This window comes from Pontibacter amylolyticus (assembly GCF_014638845.1).
GTDB lineage: Bacteria > Bacteroidota > Bacteroidia > Cytophagales > Hymenobacteraceae > Pontibacter > Pontibacter amylolyticus.
In genome coordinates this window covers 113,185-128,443 of record NZ_BMFP01000002.1, presented here as the reverse complement: position 1 = coordinate 128,443, position 15,259 = coordinate 113,185, and the positions used below count along the sequence as shown (strand labels likewise).

Here is a 15,259-nt window from a genome sequence, read left to right as displayed (position 1 = left end):
TGTCGCGGTTTTAGGAAGCACAGTAAAATGTCTTAAGTTCTGTTTTCATAGTGTAGAGGCACTAAAATAGCAAAATTCAGCTGAATTGTTGCCTTAAATACGGTGCTCCCTGAAAATATAACGTGGCTACACATGCCATGGTATCGTCGTGGCATGTGCAGCCGGGATGATTTAATTTATCCTTAAGGGTCTACTGTGAATACGTTTACCCCTGCACAGTAGCCTTTACGTCGAGACTGTCAAACACTTCGCGTGCATCGGCGATGCTCTGGATGTCTTCCACGATCACGATCAGTTTGTCCTTGGCCTCTTTCAGGCGGGAGCGGCGTGAATGCTGCTGCACGTATTTGAGAATATTGCCGAAGGTCTCGGACTGGAAGTAGGCATCGTTGTTCTCGCTCGGCAGGTAGCCTTTCATCACTTCTTTTTTGATGGTGAGCTTTTCGAAACCCAGCTGCTGGGCCTGCCAGCGAAGCTTCACGATCTCGATCAGTTTCTGTACCTCCTGCGGCAGCGGGCCAAAACGGTCCACGATACTGGCCTGTAATTTCTCCAGGTCCTGCAGGTCTTTGGTGCTGTCGAGTTTGCTGTACAGGTTGAGGCGCTCCGAGATGTTACCCACATACCAATCCGGTATCAGCACTTCCATGTCGGTCTCGATGTTGCAGTCACGCACGGGCTCCACAAACTCCGCCAGGTTGTCTTTCAGGAACAAATCGCGGAACTCGGTTTCCTTCAGTTCCTTGATGGCATCGTCGAGCACCTGGTGGTACATCTCGAAACCCAGGTCGTTGATGAAGCCGCTTTGCTCGCCACCCAGTAGGTTGCCTGCCCCCCGTATGTCGAGGTCGCGCATGGCGATCTTAAAGCCCTCACCCAGGTCAGAGAACTCCTCGAGCACGCTCAAACGCTTGCGGGCATCGGTTGGCAGACCAGCTACGGGCGGTGTGAGCAGGTAGCAATAGGCTTTCTTGTTGGAGCGGCCCACACGGCCCCGCATCTGGTGCAGGTCCGACAGACCGAACATGTGCGCCCGGTTGATGATGATGGTATTGGCGTTCGGTATGTCCAGGCCCGATTCGATGATGTTGGTCGACACGAGCACGTCGTACTCGCCGTCCACGAACTTCATCATGCGCTTTTCCAGCGTCTCGCCGTCCATCTGCCCGTGGGCGAAAGTGATGCGGGCATCCGGCACCAGCTTCAGGATCATGTTGGCGATCTCCTCGATATCCTTTACGCGGTTGTGCACAAAAAACACTTGACCGCCGCGCTTCAACTCGGTGGCCACAGCGTCCCGGATCAGAATTTCATCAAATACATGCAGCTCCGTTTTTACCGGCTGACGGTTGGGCGGCGGCGTGGCGATCACGCTCAGGTCGCGGGCTCCCATGAGTGAAAAGTGCAGCGTACGCGGTATAGGCGTGGCCGTGAGCGTGAGTGTGTCCACATTAAAGCGCATCTCCTTGAGCTTCTCTTTGGTCTTTACCCCGAATTTTTGCTCTTCGTCAATCACAAGCAAGCCGAGGTCTTTGAACTTCACGTCTTTGCTGACAATGCGGTGCGTCCCGATCAGAATATCGACTTTGCCCTCGGCTACACGCTGCAAGGTGTTCTTGATATCCTTGGTCGTTTTGAAGCGGTTGATGTAGTCTACCGTCACCGGGAACTGCTCGAGTCGGTCGCGGAAAGTTTTGAAGTGCTGCATGGCCAGTACCGTGGTAGGCACGAGCACGGCTACCTGCTTGCCGTCGCAGGCTGCTTTGAAGGCGGCACGTATGGCCACCTCGGTTTTGCCGAAGCCCACATCACCGCATACGAGGCGGTCCATCGGGTGCGGTTGTTCCATATCGGCTTTCACGTCTTCGGTGGCCTTGCCCTGGTCGGGGGTGTCTTCATAAATAAACGACGACTCCAGCTCGGCCTGCAGAAAGCCGTCGCGGGTATAGGCGTAGCCCGGTGCGGCTTTGCGCTTGGCGTATAGCTGTATGAGCTCGGCGGCAATATCCTTTACCTTGCTCTTTACTTTCTTCTTCTTGTTCTCCCACTCCGGCGAACCCAGCTTGCTCATGGTCGGCGGGCCGCCCTCTTTGCCGCTATACTTTGAGATCTTGTGCAGTGAGTGAATAGAGACATAGAGCAGATCGTCGTCGCGGTATACCAGTCGGATGGCTTCCTGTAGACGGCCGCCTACTTCCACTTTCTCCAGTCCGGCAAAGCGGCCCACGCCGTAGTCCATGTGCGTGATGTAATCGCCGGGCTGCAGGGTACGCAGCTCTTTGAGCGTCATTGCTTTGGACTTGGAGCGGCCCTCTTTGGCTTTGTGCTGGTAGAAGCGGTCGAAGAGCTGGTGATCGGTATAGCAGGTGATCTTGAGCTGCTCGTCTATGAAGCCTTCCCGCAATGAAATGCCCAGGTGCTGGAAACGCATGTCGTGGTCCAGCTCGTCGAAGATGGTGGTGAGGCGGTTGATCTGGCGTGGCGAATCGGTGGCGATGACGTTGACAAAGCCCTTGCTCTGCTGCTCGTGCAGGTCTTTTACCAGCCGGTTGAAATCTTTGTTGAACGAAGGCTGCGGCTTGGACTGGAATTGCAGCACCTCGGTGTCTTTGTAATTGAAGCGCTTGCCAAACTCCACGATGCTGAACTTCTCGAGCAGCTTCTTGAACTGCTTCTGCGTCTGAAACAGCTGCTCCGGGTCCGACACGATCTGAGTGCCGCCGCTGCCTGCCATCAGCTTCTCAAAGGCCTGTGCTGCCTTGTCGAAATACTCATCGATCACGTCCAGCGTCTGGCGCACATCCTTAAACCAAATGGCCGTGTTCTTCGGTAGGAAGTCTAGGAAAGCCTCACGGGTTTCCTGCAGGAGTTTGGTCTGTACGTTGGGTATGATCGAGATGCTTTTCTTCGTCTCCACCGACAGCTGCGTGTCGGGGTCGAAAGAGCGGATACTCTCGATCTCGTCGCCGAAAAGCTCGATGCGGTAGGGCAGGTCGTTGGCGTAAGAGAACACGTCCACAATGCCGCCGCGCACGGCGTACTGGCCCGCTTCGTACACAAACTCCGTCCGCTCGAAGCCATACTCGGCCAGCATCTCGCTCAGGAAATTCACATCCAGCTTTTCGCCTACCTTCGCGCCCAGCGTGTTCTCCACCAGCGACTTTTTGTTGATCACCTTTTCGGTGAGTGCCTCGGGGTAGGTCACGATCAGCTCGCCTTTGTCGGATTTGGTGTTGAGGCGGTTGAGCACCTCGGCCCGCATCAGGATATTGGCGTTCTCTGTATCGTCGAAACTGTAGGGCCGCTTGTAGGACGTCGGGAACAGCATCACCTCCTTCTCGTCGCCAAGCAGGTTTTTGAGATCGGTATAGAAATAAGCCGCCTCCTCTTTGTCGTGCAAAACGAAGAGTTGGTGCTGCGGGTGCAAGGTATAGACGGCCGAGGCCATCACGGCATCTAAGCTGCCCGCCATGCCCTTGAGCTGCAGACGGTAGGGTTTATCGGCTTTGAGTCGCTCGGCAATGGTCTGCACCACCCCGTCAAGTCGGTACAGCTCTAGAAAATCAGTTACTTTCATTCAGTTCAAAAAGTCACAAAACAGCAAAGGCAGAACACAGGACTTTTCGGGAGTCGTGTTCTGCTGGTTGTAGTTTACAAAGATACTACAAGATAATGTTTTATCAGAACTGGGAGAAGAGGGAGAAAGTTGCGGGGGAGGCATATAATCTACTAGCTAGGGCGAATTTGCAGCTCGAGCCTCAAAAACCGCTGATTAAAAAGCGTGAGTTGCGCGCGGGGTATGTACAAGTGTGTTTTGGGCAAGAACAGGTAGCGACTTGTAAAGCACTATTCAGGTGATTTCATTAATCTGTTGACAGTATAGCTGACTTTTTCTGTAGAAAAAGATACCTTGTATAGCGATGGAAACACCTCTACTCCGCTACAGACTGACTGACCCGATTGGCGTCACAACGGAGGTATACGCTTTTGTGATTATTGTTGGCGGCGTCTGGCTGTTTATGACTTATCCCGTGGTTGGTGTCATCATGGTCTTGTTCGGGATTTTTCCATTGGTGCAGTATAAATGCCTCGAAATTGACCTGTACAGCGGTACTTACTGTATGGGCTTGAATATTTTAGGCTATACTGTTGGCACCAGAGAACCATACCCCGGCACAAAGTGCATCTTCCTCAAGAAGAACAGAACCATCGCCTCTAACTCCCGCCGGTCCTGGCGGCCCATCGCTTCCACTTCGTTTGATAGTTTTCTTTGGTTGGAGGATGGTACTAAAATTCTGCTGTCGTGTGACGGTACCAAACAAAACGCTATGGCACGAGTACAGCCTCTAGCCCAGGAACTGCAGACAGAAATCAGGGATCTGACAGCACCGCTTTCCCATATATAGCCTCCGCTCTTTCTGGTTTTCAAATACAAAAGAGCTAATGGGAATGAAGCAAGTTGTTTGACTCCTCAAGGTCTTCCCTCTCTCCTTTAAGAACTCCTAACTCAAGTGCAATTGATCAGATCAACCTTTTTGAGTAGAGTATGATTTTATCCTATTTTAAATTCGTATAGCCATACTTGTGGCGTTGCGTATAATGGAGTGAGCCATACCTGTAGGATAGTCAGAAGAGGCTTGTAGTCGGATGCGATGGATGTGATCAAACGAAATAATATCAATATCTCCGGAAAAGGGGAGAAGCCGCTTGTGTTCGGCCATGGTTTTGGTTGTGATCAGAATATGTGGCGTTTTGTGACACCGGCTTTTCAGCAGCATTACAAAATCGTGCTGTTCGACCACGTAGGTGCCGGTAACTCCGATCTCGCTGCATACGATACCGTGAAGTATAACACCCTGCATGGGTATGCGACCGACATCCTGGAAATAATCGATACCCTTGATCTGCAGGATGTGATCTTTGTAGGGCACTCGGTGAGTGCCATGATGGGGGTGCTCAGCGCGATCAAAACACCAGCCCTGTTTAGCAAACTCATCCTGATCGGTCCTTCGCCCTGCTACATCAACGATAAGAACTACATTGGTGGGTTCGACCGGGCCGACATCCTGTCGATGTTGGCTTACATGGAGCACGACTATACGCTTTGGGCCGACACATTTGCTCCCCTGATCATGGGAAACCCGGATAAGCCTTCGTTGGGGGAAGAATTAATAGAGAGTTTCTGCAACACCGACCCCGATATTGCCAGGCACTTCGCCCACGTCACCTTCCTGTCGGACAATCGGCAGGACTTGCCAAAGCTCCAGACTGAGGCGCTGATCATGCAGTGTGCCGATGATATCATCGCGCCGGAGGAAGTTGGCAACTACGTGCATAAAGCCATCAAAAACTCTACGCTGGTGCACCTGAAAGCGACGGGGCACTGCCCGAATCTGAGTGCCCCATTAGAAGTGATCGACACCATGGAAAACTACCTGCAGGTATAGTGTGCTCCAGGACCAAGATTAGCAGCAGGAATTCATAGAAGTATAGGTGGAATTATATATATTTAGACTGCAATTAGTGCAACAGTAGCTCTATCTTTACTCCATGCTTCAATCCTTTACCCTCCAATTAAGACAAACCGCCACTGACCTGTGGCTTTTCCTCAAAAACCCAAAAGATCAGCCTGCCGCTACAAGCAGCCTCTCTTTCAAAATTCGCATCCTGCTGTATGTGCTCTTAATTGATCTGCTGCTCTCGTTCGCGATTATAGGTGTGATTCAACTGGTTAGCCTGTTGGGATGGCATACTGGCAACACCCACGCTGTGCTCGAATTGATGCGGTCCTTCCCGGTCTGGGCCTTTTTGCTTTTGGGCGTGTTGGTAGTGCCATTTCTGGAGGAGTTGGTTTTCCGCTACGGATTGCGGTTTAAGAGTGGCTACATCACGCTACTCGTATTGGCGGCTTCTATTGCACTAGGTGCAGTGGCTTACTCGCTGTTTCCTTTGGAAGGAGCTATCGGCACCTGGATTATTTTAGGTATGGCATTGGTGCTTTATGCCCTGAACGGAGAGACGATAACGCGTTTCTGGGAGAAGATGTGGAGCAAGATATACGGCGCCTTCTTTTACTTCATGGCCTTTGCTTTTGGCCTCATTCACATCACCAATTTTACCGACTTCGACTACGCTTCAGTAGCTGTTTGGCTTATCCCGATTCTGATAGCTCCTCAGATCGTGGGAGGCATGCTAATGGGGTACATGCGCGTGAAGCACGGCTTCCGCTGGGGTTTTTACCTGCACGCAAGTCACAATGCGTTGTTTTTCGGCCTGGCGCTGGCATCGTTGGGAACCCTGGAAGAGAAACTGAACATCCGGAACGAAAACTATACCATGCAGGTAGGGGAGTACTTGCTCCACGACCAAACCGCCATCGCTTCTAAATTCATTGGCCCGGACTCGATCGGGTTTGAAAACCAAAAGCTGCACGATGTTATTTTGGCGTTGTTGGATAAGGAAGAATCACGTGTAAAGCTCGACAAAACCAGGCACCAGTACACGGCCATTGACCTGAAGTTTAAAGCGAACAAACTTGCTAAGGATGCGAAGCAAAACAAACAGCTGGTGCTGGAGCAACTGCAGCAAGTCTATAAATTTGATGTCACGTATCGCTCTGAAGAAACGGATGACTGGGATGTGGCGATTGCCGATGCTGATCTGCTGGTGACCCATTCTGTGGCCGACCTAGGCCGGTCTATCGTTCAGTATAACGAGGAAGATATCACATTCGAGAACGTAACGCTTGGAGAATTGGTAGGCGCTGTCGAGAAAAACTTTCAGGTGGGTATAATTGCCAAGAGAGAGCTGCTGGAATCAGGGAAATATAACTTCAAATTGACCAAAAACGATTTCGAGCAGGCAAGAGAAGACCTGAAAACGAAGTACGGTATCCTGCTGCAGTCAAGGATGGAGCTGGCTGATCTGGCGGTGGTTTCTTTTAAGTAGGCTTGCTTGAGGGGCTGAAATGGATGCGCGCAGGTATAGCAACCTGCCTCGAGCGCAGGTTGCACTGCGAGGTAATGGTGTCCAAGACTTACTTCAAAATCACTTTAATCTGCACCGGGTCCTGCAGCACGCGCAGGTGCTGCCTCAGCTGTTCCAGTTCGTAGGTTAGGCCTTCCTTCGCCTGCTTAAACTTCTGGTTCATTTGTTTTTGGCTGCCGCAGAAGCGCTCGTAGAAGGCGGCGTTGGGGCCAAATATGAAACCGTTGAGATCTGTCTGTAGCTCGCTTACCTGATCATCCAAAAGCCTGATATAGTAAGCTAGTTGTTCGTCGGGAAGTTTGTCCAATGCCTGGCCTTGCTCTTGCAGGAACTCCATCTGCAGGCGCAGCAGCTCAAAAAAGTCGTCGTGGTGGTAGGCTTGCGTCACGCGCTTCATCGCCTCTTCCTTCCACGCCCGCTTGGTTTCGTCCTGCTCTTTGTCGGGGTGCAGCTGTTTGGCCAGGTCGGTGTACACGCGGCGGCTGGCCTTGCTGATGTTGCTGAGTTCGGCTTTCGCCTTTGCCTCCTTCTCCTGCTGGGCTTTGGTCTTGCGGCCTTTCTGACGGTCTTGCCTGGCCCGTTCCCGTTCTTCCTCTTCTCGGTCCAACTGGGCCTGCAGGCGCTCAAACTCATCGAGTTCATCCAAGTTGTCAGGTATAGCTTCTTCCTCGTCTGCTATACCTTGCTCCGTGAAATTTTCCTCCTCATCCAGGTAGGCATCAAGCTCGGCATACGGCACCTCGGCATATCGATCGTGGAGGGCGATCAGGTCTTCGCGCTCATAGTTCTGGATCAGATCCAGGCTGATGCTGGCAATCAGTTGGGCCAGCTTTTCTTTTTCACGGAAACTGAACAGCGGCAGGGCAAAGGCATCGTCCAGCAGATGAACCAAGGCCACGCGCTGTGCCACTTGCTGCATGATAATAGGGCGCAGCTCCTTCTCGATGCGCTTCTGAGCGAGGTCCATGCTGTCGCGCCGTGTGGCCAGCTCCTGCTTCAGCTGCTCTATCTGCGCCACTTTCCTGTTGAATTCCTGCTGCAGTTGGCTCAGCCTGCGGTGGTCCGGAGAGGCGATCTGTGGCGTGAGCGATGGAACAGGTTTGTCGGACTTAAAAGCAGGCATAAGCAGGTAGCAGGTATGAAAAAGAGGTATAGCGCCTGCAATTTACGGATAAGCCGGCGCTATACCTTACTGCTGCGCGTCGAAAGGTATAAAGCGGTTGTTCTGTAGCAGGTATAGCGTGGTGCGATTGCCATCCAGCACGGATACGCCGTCGGTTTTGAGATTGGTGAACTGCTGCTGGCGTGGGTTGCGCACGAGCGAATCCTGCGGGGCTAGTTTAAGCTGAAGGTTGCTATACCTGCGGTCGTTCAGCAGCTGCGACGGATAAGCCGCCACTTTCATTTCACGGGCTTGCGGGGTGCCGTAATCCAGGAAAGCCAGGATGTGGATGGAGTCATTCTGCAGCACCTGCACGGCATAGTCGGGGGTACGGTTGCCGTTGAGATTGCCGCGCAGGTATACCGGGTTGTCAACCTGCTGCGTGCGGTTCGACATGGTTTGGTCAGTGAGGACGGCCACCTCTGCCTGCGGCTGGCGCTGTTGCAACAGAGTGGTCAACGTGTCAGGAAGCGGGTGCAGGATGGCGCCCTCGTCGGCGGCGCGGGCCACACTGTCGATGGAGGCTTTGGTGTCGGAGTCGACCTGGTTTTCGATCAGGTCGTCGTCGGCGGCGCGGTTGTAGTTGCCGTCGGCAGAGTTGGAGCCGCAGGAGGCCAGGGCCAGCAGACCGGTGATGGCTAATAGGTATCGTTTCATAGGTATAAGCTTCAGTTTTAAATTGTTGCTTTGCATACCTGAGCTGCAGGTATAAAGTTGCAGTACATCGCATTGCGGCGGGTATAGGTAGAGGCGGGGTTGTTAAGTTCTGTGGGGAACTCTACCTTCAAAGGCCGGGCCGTTTCATTCTAAAAGAATGCTCTTAAAACTTATTGTCATTCTGTAAAGAAACTTGGTTGAAGGGAGGTGAAGCTTATACTACTTGTTACCAAGATCCTTCCAGGATGACAAAAAAAGAGAATGAAACCGCCCCGTCCTCAAGGGGAGAATTCGTTAGAACTTAACGACCCTAGGTATAAGCGCAATGAATTTTCCAGGAAGACAAGTTAGTGCTTTAAGCACTCGTAGTGAGTCGGTTGCAGGAAAGGACTGTAGCTATAGCAGCAAGCTCAAGTTGCTGCAATGTCCTCAAAGTTCCACCAAGACTTTCACAGGTCTGGGAGCCTGTCCCGAACTTGGTTCTGGGACACTTACAGGTATAGCGCTTGTCTACCGGATCAGCTCTACCTTGCGCTCGCCGATCTGCTGGCGCCACATGGCGTAGTACAGGCCTTTTTGCTCTACCAGTTCGGCATGGTTGCCCTGCTCCACTATCTTGCCTTTCTCCAGCACATAGATGGTGTCGGCGTGCATGATGGTACTGAGGCGGTGGGCGATGAGGATGGTGATCTGTTCGCGCAGGGCCGATATCTCTTTTACGGTGGCCGTAATTTCCTCTTCGGTGAGCGAGTCGAGGGCCGAGGTGGCTTCGTCGAAAATGAGCAGGCGCGGGTTGCGGATCAGGGCGCGGGCAATGGAGAGGCGCTGCTTCTCGCCACCCGACATCTTCAGGCCGCCTTCCCCGATCTGGGTGTGTATACCGTGCTCGGAGCGGGTGAGCAGGTGGGTGGCCGAGGCCTTTTCCATCGCCCGGATCACCTCCTCGTCCGTAGCGTCCGGCTTCACATACTGCAGGTTCTCCTTGATGGTGCCCGAAAACAGGTTTGTCTCCTGCGTCACAAAGCCCAACTGCCGGCGCGCCTCGTTCAGCCAGATTTCCTTTACGGGCGTGCCATTGTAGTAGATCTCACCGGTGGCTGGCAGGTATAGCCCGACCAGCAGCTTCACCAAGGTAGATTTCCCTGAGCCGGAAGGACCCACAAACGCAACGGTGTCGCCTGTATTGGCTTCAAAGGAAATGCCGTCAACGGAATTCAGCGGAGCACCTTTGTGCCGGAAGACCACGTTTTCGAACCGCAATTGCTGCAGCGGCCCCACGTCAACCGCCGACTCGGGCCGGGTTTCCACAGGCTTGTTCATCAGCTCGTCGAAGTTGTGGAGCGAGGCCTCGGCTTCGCGGTAGGTCAGGATGATGGTGCCCATTTCCTGTAGCGGGCCGAAGATGCTGACCGAAATAAACTGCATCGAGATCAGTTCGCCGGTGGTGAGCACATCCCGGAAAATAAGCCAGAGCAGCGTGAACAAAATGGACTGCCGGAGCAGATTGAGGGCCGTGCCCTGCAGAAAAGAGAGCGTGCGCACCCGCTTGACCTTGGCCATCTCCAGCGCGAAAATCCGCTCGGTGTGCTCGCGCAAACGACGTATTTCGGGGTAGGTTAGGCCCAGGCTCTTCACCAGCTCAATGTTGCGCAGCGATTCCGTGATCACGCCCGACATCTTGTTCGTGGCCCGGTTGATGGACCGTTGCATGGTCTTGATCTTGGCGCTCAGGATACTGGTCAAGCCCCCGAGCACCACCATCCCGATCAGGAAGATCGGCACCAGCGCCCAGTGCTTGGTGATGGCATACCATACCAGGAACCCCACGCCCACCAAAGACGAAAACAGGATGTTGATAAAGGAGTTGATGAAGCGCTCCGTGTCGCGGCGCACCCGCTGCAGGATGGAAAGCGTTTCGCCGCTGTTCTGGTCGGCGTATTCCTGGTAAGAGAGTTTGAGCGTCTGTTTGAGGCCGTCGTTGAAGATCTGCACCCCGAATTTCTGCACCACCAGGTTGGTGAAATACTCCTGAAAAGCCTTTGCCAAACGCGAGAGCAGCGCCACCGCTACGGCCAGCAGCATCAGCCAGAGTGCACCTTTCACCCGTTCCTCGCTCGACATGGTAAATGGCGGCGTAGCGTACTGGTCGATGATCTTACCGAAAATGATCGGGTCGACCAGCGCCAGCACCTGACTGATGCCGGCCAGAAATAATGAAAGTATAACCAGCCCACGGTGAGGCTGCAGGTAGTTCCAGAGTACGCGCATGCAAGATGAAGTGAGTTAGAGTTATCTTCCTACGGGCGTACCCAGTGCAGGTATACAGACCGCTTCTCCTGTGCTGGAGACAGCATGCAATAAGTAGGCGGCGTAGGAGGAAGGTTTAGGCCATAAAAATGCCCGAAGCGTGGCCCCGGGCATTCCGTGTAGTATTTAGAAGGCAAGCGGTTAGTCCCAGTAGGCTGGGTCAGTTACCTCTTTTCCGTCTTTCGACATCACAATCTTTTTATCCTTGCCTTTCTGGTCGAGCTCCAGTTGATAATAGGTGTTACCATCTTTCTCCACCTGCTCTATGTCATCCACGCGCATGCCTTTGTAGTTCTGGCTGATGGCAGTTTGTATAGCCTGTGGCAGGTCTTTCTCCATCAAATCGTGTCTGGTCATCAGTATTTTGCCGGATGGGTCAATCATGACGGCGTGATCGATGCGGTTCACATCAAAATCAGCCTCGTAGTTCTCTCCATGCTTTTCCCAGTCCAGGTCGGTGGCGTTGGCATACTTTTGCATCAGAGCGCTTTTCACTGCTTCCGGAACATCTTTCTCGGCTACGTCCTGCGCCTGCACTGCTACAACTGAGCCTATTACGAAGGCAAATCCAACTAGTATCTTTTTCATAAATCTAGATTTTAAGTGTTTGAAATTGATATGATACAAGTATACGGTGCAATTCTGAAGCAAGTCTGAAGTTTGAAAATTGTTGATAGTAACATAGTTGTGTTCTAGGAGTCGCCGCTGTTTTCGGGACTGGTTTGTGCAGGAGTACCATCGGAGTTGATGAACTGTACCTGCTGGCGTGGGTATACCGGTATTATTTTATTTATATATTCGGGTTTGTTCAACTCCATGGTGAGGCGCAGCGTGAGCTCACTCTTCCACTTGCGCCGCTCGCGGGCCCCCACGAGGTAGCGGATGGTGATGTTGGTCCAGGAATCGTCCATGGAAATAAATACCTGGGGCTTGTCCGGCACCGTATCGTCCAGGCCGGCCTGTTGCAGTAGCTGGGCGTAAGCGGTGGCCGGTCCTTTCATGTAATCGCCCAGGAGCCCCAGCGCCACACTTTCGACCACCTGCATGGTAAGCTGCATATCCGACTCGTTGGCCACGCCCACATCCAATTCGTCCCATACATAGGGGAAATCGGCGGTCAGGTTGATCACGGAGCCCGTCAGGACTTCGTTGTTGGGGAACGTGACCAGTCGGCCGGTGGGCTGCTCGGCCCGCACAAAGCCCGGCTGGTAAGGCGCCCCAATCTCCCAAACCGTGGTGGTCAGAAAGTCGATGCGGTAGACGTCGCCGAACACCTCGCCAACCTGGATGCGGTCGCCCACCCTGTAGTAGCCCTGGTAAGAATTCATGAGCCAGCCGGTAAAACTTTCGATGGGTGTCTGCAACGACCACGACAGGGCCAGCCCGACCAGTCCCAAGGAGCCGACCAGCGCGCGGATATCGCCTGCCACCACACTCACTGCCACGCCAACGGCCAGCAACCACACGGCAATGGAAACCAGGGAGATAACGGCGCTGGCGCTTTGCCACTTGCCGATGGTGCGGTGCAGGATGGCTCGTAGCACGCGAACGGTCAGCCAGGCTAGAACGAGGGTGATGAAGGCGATGATTATTTTAGGCAGGTTGAAAATGAAGCCTTCCCAAAGCCCCTGCAGCGCCCCGATTGCCTCATCAGTCGCCTCTTTGGAGCCTTTCTTCTTAACTACCGCCTCCTCTGTAACGGTGCCGCCAGACGCAGGGTCCTGCACTGCTACCTCTTCCACTACTGCAACCGTGTCGTACATGTCTTGCGTCAGGCCGGCCTCGCTTGGGGCAAACATGATCAGGATCAGACCCGTAATGGCGACAGCCAAAATGGAGGCTTGCCGAAAGTTGCGCAGTCGGTTCCGGGCTCCTTTCACGGCTGAACCACGGGCGCGTTTTCTGCTCCGAAGTTTGGTGCGAAGTTTTCTGGGTGAGGCAGTAGTGGTATAGCGCTGCGGCTGGCTGGTGCTCTGCGTACCGGCGCCCGGTTTGGGGAGGCGTAAGTTTCGCTTAGAAATTCTTCTGTGTCGATCGTAAGAAGGCATAGGCTCCGCGGCTTTCTCTGTTTTGAGCAATTTTCCTTCTATACGGAAGAAAAGCCGGGGTGCTGCAACAACAGCCGCTTCCACATCCGGCTATACCTGTGCAAGATATTCATAGTCAAGACAATCAAACTTTTATGCGCCACGTTAGTTAGTAGGCAATGGATTCTTCCTTTGCGGATCTTACTACTATAACCAAAATAAAACCATTATGAGAAAAGCACGATTCATGTATTCGCTCGCCATGTTGTTTATGGGCATATTGATGTCCTCCACTGTATGGGCGCAGGACGCCAAGCCAAAAGCCAGTCCGCCGACTACGGCCACGGGCAAGATCGGGGACGCCATCATCACCATCAACTACAGCAGCCCGGCTGTGAAAGGCCGCACCATTTGGGGTGAACTGGTGCCTTATGGCGAGGTATGGCGTGCGGGCGCAAACGAGGCCACAACCGTTACCACCAGCAAGGACGTGATGGTGGAAGGCCAGAAATTGCCAGCCGGCACCTACAGCTTCTATGCCATACCTGGCGAAGAGGAGTGGACACTGATCTTCAACAAGACAGCCAAGCAGTGGGGCACGCAGTACGACGAGAAACAGGACGCGCTGCGCGTAAAAGCCAAGCCTCGCCAGGCAGCCTCCATGAGCGAGCGACTGGTGTATGATGTGACCAAAGATGGCATGGTGCTGCGCTGGGAGAACCTGGAAGTGCCGGTGAAAGTGCAGGCAGCCAAATAAGCTCAGTTAAAAAAAAACAAAAAGCCCTGCTGTGGTTTCAGGTATAGCCTGGAAGACAGCAGGGCTTTTTTGTGCCCGCCTGCAGGCAGCTATACCTTCTCCTGTTTCGTAGATTTCCAATTTCGAAGCTTGAAAGATGGTCAGCGAGTGTAGCAATATAAAACTATCCCCTTGAGGGGATTATAGGGGTGTGCATTTGCCAGAGTAAGCACTTAAAGCATATTGCCTGGAGCCTAACACCCCTATAGTCCCCTCAAGGGGACAATTCTTCTTTAGCAGCGCATATTCCAGAAATTTATGGGGCAGGATAAGAGTGTTATACCTGCGCGATGTGCCGTGGTAGGTCCTGGAGCCGGAACTTGCTGAGGAAATTTTGCGCGTCCGCTATTTCTGCGTTTTGCCAGCCGAGCAGCGCAGCTAGCTTTTGCCAGAGTTGCTGCGAGGTGAGTCCGGCCTTGCGCATTTCGGTAAGCGAGAGGGCGTTGTGCGATTTGGAGAGTTTGTTGCCTTCGCTCACGATAAGCGGGTGGTGCACAAAAGCTGCATCGGTGAAGGCGGTGGCGCCCGTGTGCTGTGCCAGAAAAAGCTGCGCCGCCGTGGAGAGCATCAGGTCCTCACCCCGCACGATCAGGTTCACGCCCATGGCCAGGTCATCCACGATCGAGGCGATCTGGTAGGCAGGTATACCATCTTTGCGGCGCACCACAAAGTCGGGCATTTCGAGGGCAAGCGCCACCGTACAGTGGCCCAGCAGCTGATCCTGAAAAGAGATGGTTGTACCCTCAGGTATACGCACGCGCCAGGCGGCGTTGGGTGTGTCGAGGGGCAACTGCTCATCGCGGCAGGTGAGCGGGTATAGCCCCTGAGGCGACAGGGCCGCTATCTGGCTGCGGGAGCAGGGGCAGGCGTACACCATACCTTGCTGCACCAGTTTGTCGAGTTGCGCCTGGTAAGCCGGAAGCCTTAAAAGCTGCGAGTAGTTCTCCTGAAAATCCTGTGGGTTGTGCGGCCCTTCGTCGTAGTCGAGGCCCATGAAATCGAGCGTGTCGAAGATGTCCTGCAGGTACTCGGGGCGGAAACGGGCATTGTCGAGATCATCGATGCGCAGCGCGATTATGCCTTGCTGCTTGCGGGCAAGCGCCCAGGTAATAGCAAACGACAGCGCATTGCCCAAGTGCAAATAGCCGCTGGGGGTCGGGGCGATGCGGGTTTTAATTTGCTGTTTCGTTTCCACAGGTATAGCGCTGGGTTTGATGAGGTCAAAGGTATAGCTGCTATTTCTTAAGTCAAATTAGAAACTGCTAAAATGCTTGAGGATAAGGTGGATGAATAACGGAATTTCGCTATGTTTGGTAATATGCG

At 53.4% G+C, this 15,259-nt stretch carries 11 protein-coding genes; 4 read left to right on the top strand and 7 right to left on the bottom strand.

Annotated features, from left to right (window positions below; translation table 11 throughout):
* Positions 1–205: 205 nt before the first annotated feature.
* The gene (gene mfd / locus IEV97_RS05460; RefSeq protein ID WP_188500515.1) at positions 206–3,577 is read right to left on the bottom strand and encodes a transcription-repair coupling factor; all 3,372 of its coding nucleotides are present in this window, start codon (positions 3,575–3,577) and stop codon (positions 206–208) included.
* Between the two features lie 343 nt (positions 3,578–3,920).
* On the opposite strand from mfd, the gene IEV97_RS05455 reads away from it, so the two are divergent.
* From IEV97_RS05455 to IEV97_RS05445, 3 genes are all read left to right on the top strand, one after another.
* Complete coding sequence (locus tag IEV97_RS05455) at positions 3,921–4,406, top strand: hypothetical protein (RefSeq protein ID WP_188500514.1); 486 nt, start codon at positions 3,921–3,923, stop codon at positions 4,404–4,406.
* 246 nt (positions 4,407–4,652) lie between these two features.
* Positions 4,653–5,447: an alpha/beta fold hydrolase gene (locus tag IEV97_RS05450; protein WP_188500513.1), complete on the top strand. Its 795-nt coding sequence runs from the start codon at positions 4,653–4,655 to the stop codon at positions 5,445–5,447.
* Between the two features lie 103 nt (positions 5,448–5,550).
* Positions 5,551–6,948 carry a CPBP family glutamic-type intramembrane protease gene (locus tag IEV97_RS05445; protein WP_188500512.1) on the top strand — a complete coding sequence of 466 codons (1,398 nt, stop codon included), beginning with the start codon at positions 5,551–5,553 and terminating at the stop codon, positions 6,946–6,948.
* Positions 6,949–7,036: 88 nt separating this feature from the next.
* Here IEV97_RS05445 and IEV97_RS05440 read toward each other — a convergent pair whose 3' ends face one another.
* The 5 genes from IEV97_RS05440 to IEV97_RS05420 form a co-directional block, all read right to left on the bottom strand.
* Positions 7,037–8,110, bottom strand: coding sequence for a J domain-containing protein (locus IEV97_RS05440; protein WP_188500511.1), 1,074 nt, complete (start codon positions 8,108–8,110; stop codon positions 7,037–7,039).
* 66 nt (positions 8,111–8,176) lie between these two features.
* Positions 8,177–8,806, bottom strand: a complete 630-nt coding sequence (locus IEV97_RS05435; protein WP_188500510.1) for a hypothetical protein — start codon at positions 8,804–8,806, stop codon at positions 8,177–8,179.
* A 510-nt stretch (positions 8,807–9,316) separates the two neighbouring features.
* The gene (locus tag IEV97_RS05430) at positions 9,317–11,074 is read right to left on the bottom strand and encodes an ABC transporter ATP-binding protein (RefSeq protein ID WP_188500509.1); all 1,758 of its coding nucleotides are present in this window, start codon (positions 11,072–11,074) and stop codon (positions 9,317–9,319) included.
* Between the two features lie 180 nt (positions 11,075–11,254).
* Positions 11,255–11,701, bottom strand: a complete 447-nt coding sequence (locus IEV97_RS05425; RefSeq protein WP_188500508.1) for a PepSY-like domain-containing protein — start codon at positions 11,699–11,701, stop codon at positions 11,255–11,257.
* A gap of 104 nt (positions 11,702–11,805) precedes the next feature.
* Complete coding sequence (locus IEV97_RS05420) at positions 11,806–13,161, bottom strand: mechanosensitive ion channel family protein (RefSeq protein ID WP_188500507.1); 1,356 nt, start codon at positions 13,159–13,161, stop codon at positions 11,806–11,808.
* A gap of 208 nt (positions 13,162–13,369) precedes the next feature.
* Here IEV97_RS05420 and IEV97_RS05415 point away from each other — a divergent pair, with 208 nt between their 5' ends.
* Positions 13,370–13,897: a DUF2911 domain-containing protein gene (locus IEV97_RS05415; RefSeq protein ID WP_188500506.1), complete on the top strand. Its 528-nt coding sequence runs from the start codon at positions 13,370–13,372 to the stop codon at positions 13,895–13,897.
* A 316-nt stretch (positions 13,898–14,213) separates the two neighbouring features.
* Here the strand turns inward: IEV97_RS05415 and IEV97_RS05410 are convergent, their stop codons facing one another.
* Positions 14,214–15,131: a glutamate--tRNA ligase family protein gene (locus tag IEV97_RS05410; protein WP_188500505.1), complete on the bottom strand. Its 918-nt coding sequence runs from the start codon at positions 15,129–15,131 to the stop codon at positions 14,214–14,216.
* Positions 15,132–15,259: the final 128 nt, after the last annotated feature.

Coding starts and splice junctions, on each gene's coding strand:
- IEV97_RS05430 (WP_188500509.1), bottom strand. CDS start 11,074: ATGCGCGTACTCTGGAACTACCTGCAGCCTCACCGTGGGCTGGTTATA.
- IEV97_RS05435 (WP_188500510.1), bottom strand. CDS start 8,806: ATGAAACGATACCTATTAGCCATCACCGGTCTGCTGGCCCTGGCCTCC.
- IEV97_RS05425 (WP_188500508.1), bottom strand. CDS start 11,701: ATGAAAAAGATACTAGTTGGATTTGCCTTCGTAATAGGCTCAGTTGTA.
- IEV97_RS05455 (WP_188500514.1), top strand. CDS start 3,921: ATGGAAACACCTCTACTCCGCTACAGACTGACTGACCCGATTGGCGTC.
- mfd (WP_188500515.1), bottom strand. CDS start 3,577: ATGAAAGTAACTGATTTTCTAGAGCTGTACCGACTTGACGGGGTGGTG.
- IEV97_RS05450 (WP_188500513.1), top strand. CDS start 4,653: ATGGATGTGATCAAACGAAATAATATCAATATCTCCGGAAAAGGGGAG.
- IEV97_RS05445 (WP_188500512.1), top strand. CDS start 5,551: ATGCTTCAATCCTTTACCCTCCAATTAAGACAAACCGCCACTGACCTG.
- IEV97_RS05440 (WP_188500511.1), bottom strand. CDS start 8,110: ATGCCTGCTTTTAAGTCCGACAAACCTGTTCCATCGCTCACGCCACAG.
- IEV97_RS05415 (WP_188500506.1), top strand. CDS start 13,370: ATGAGAAAAGCACGATTCATGTATTCGCTCGCCATGTTGTTTATGGGC.
- IEV97_RS05420 (WP_188500507.1), bottom strand. CDS start 13,161: ATGCCTTCTTACGATCGACACAGAAGAATTTCTAAGCGAAACTTACGC.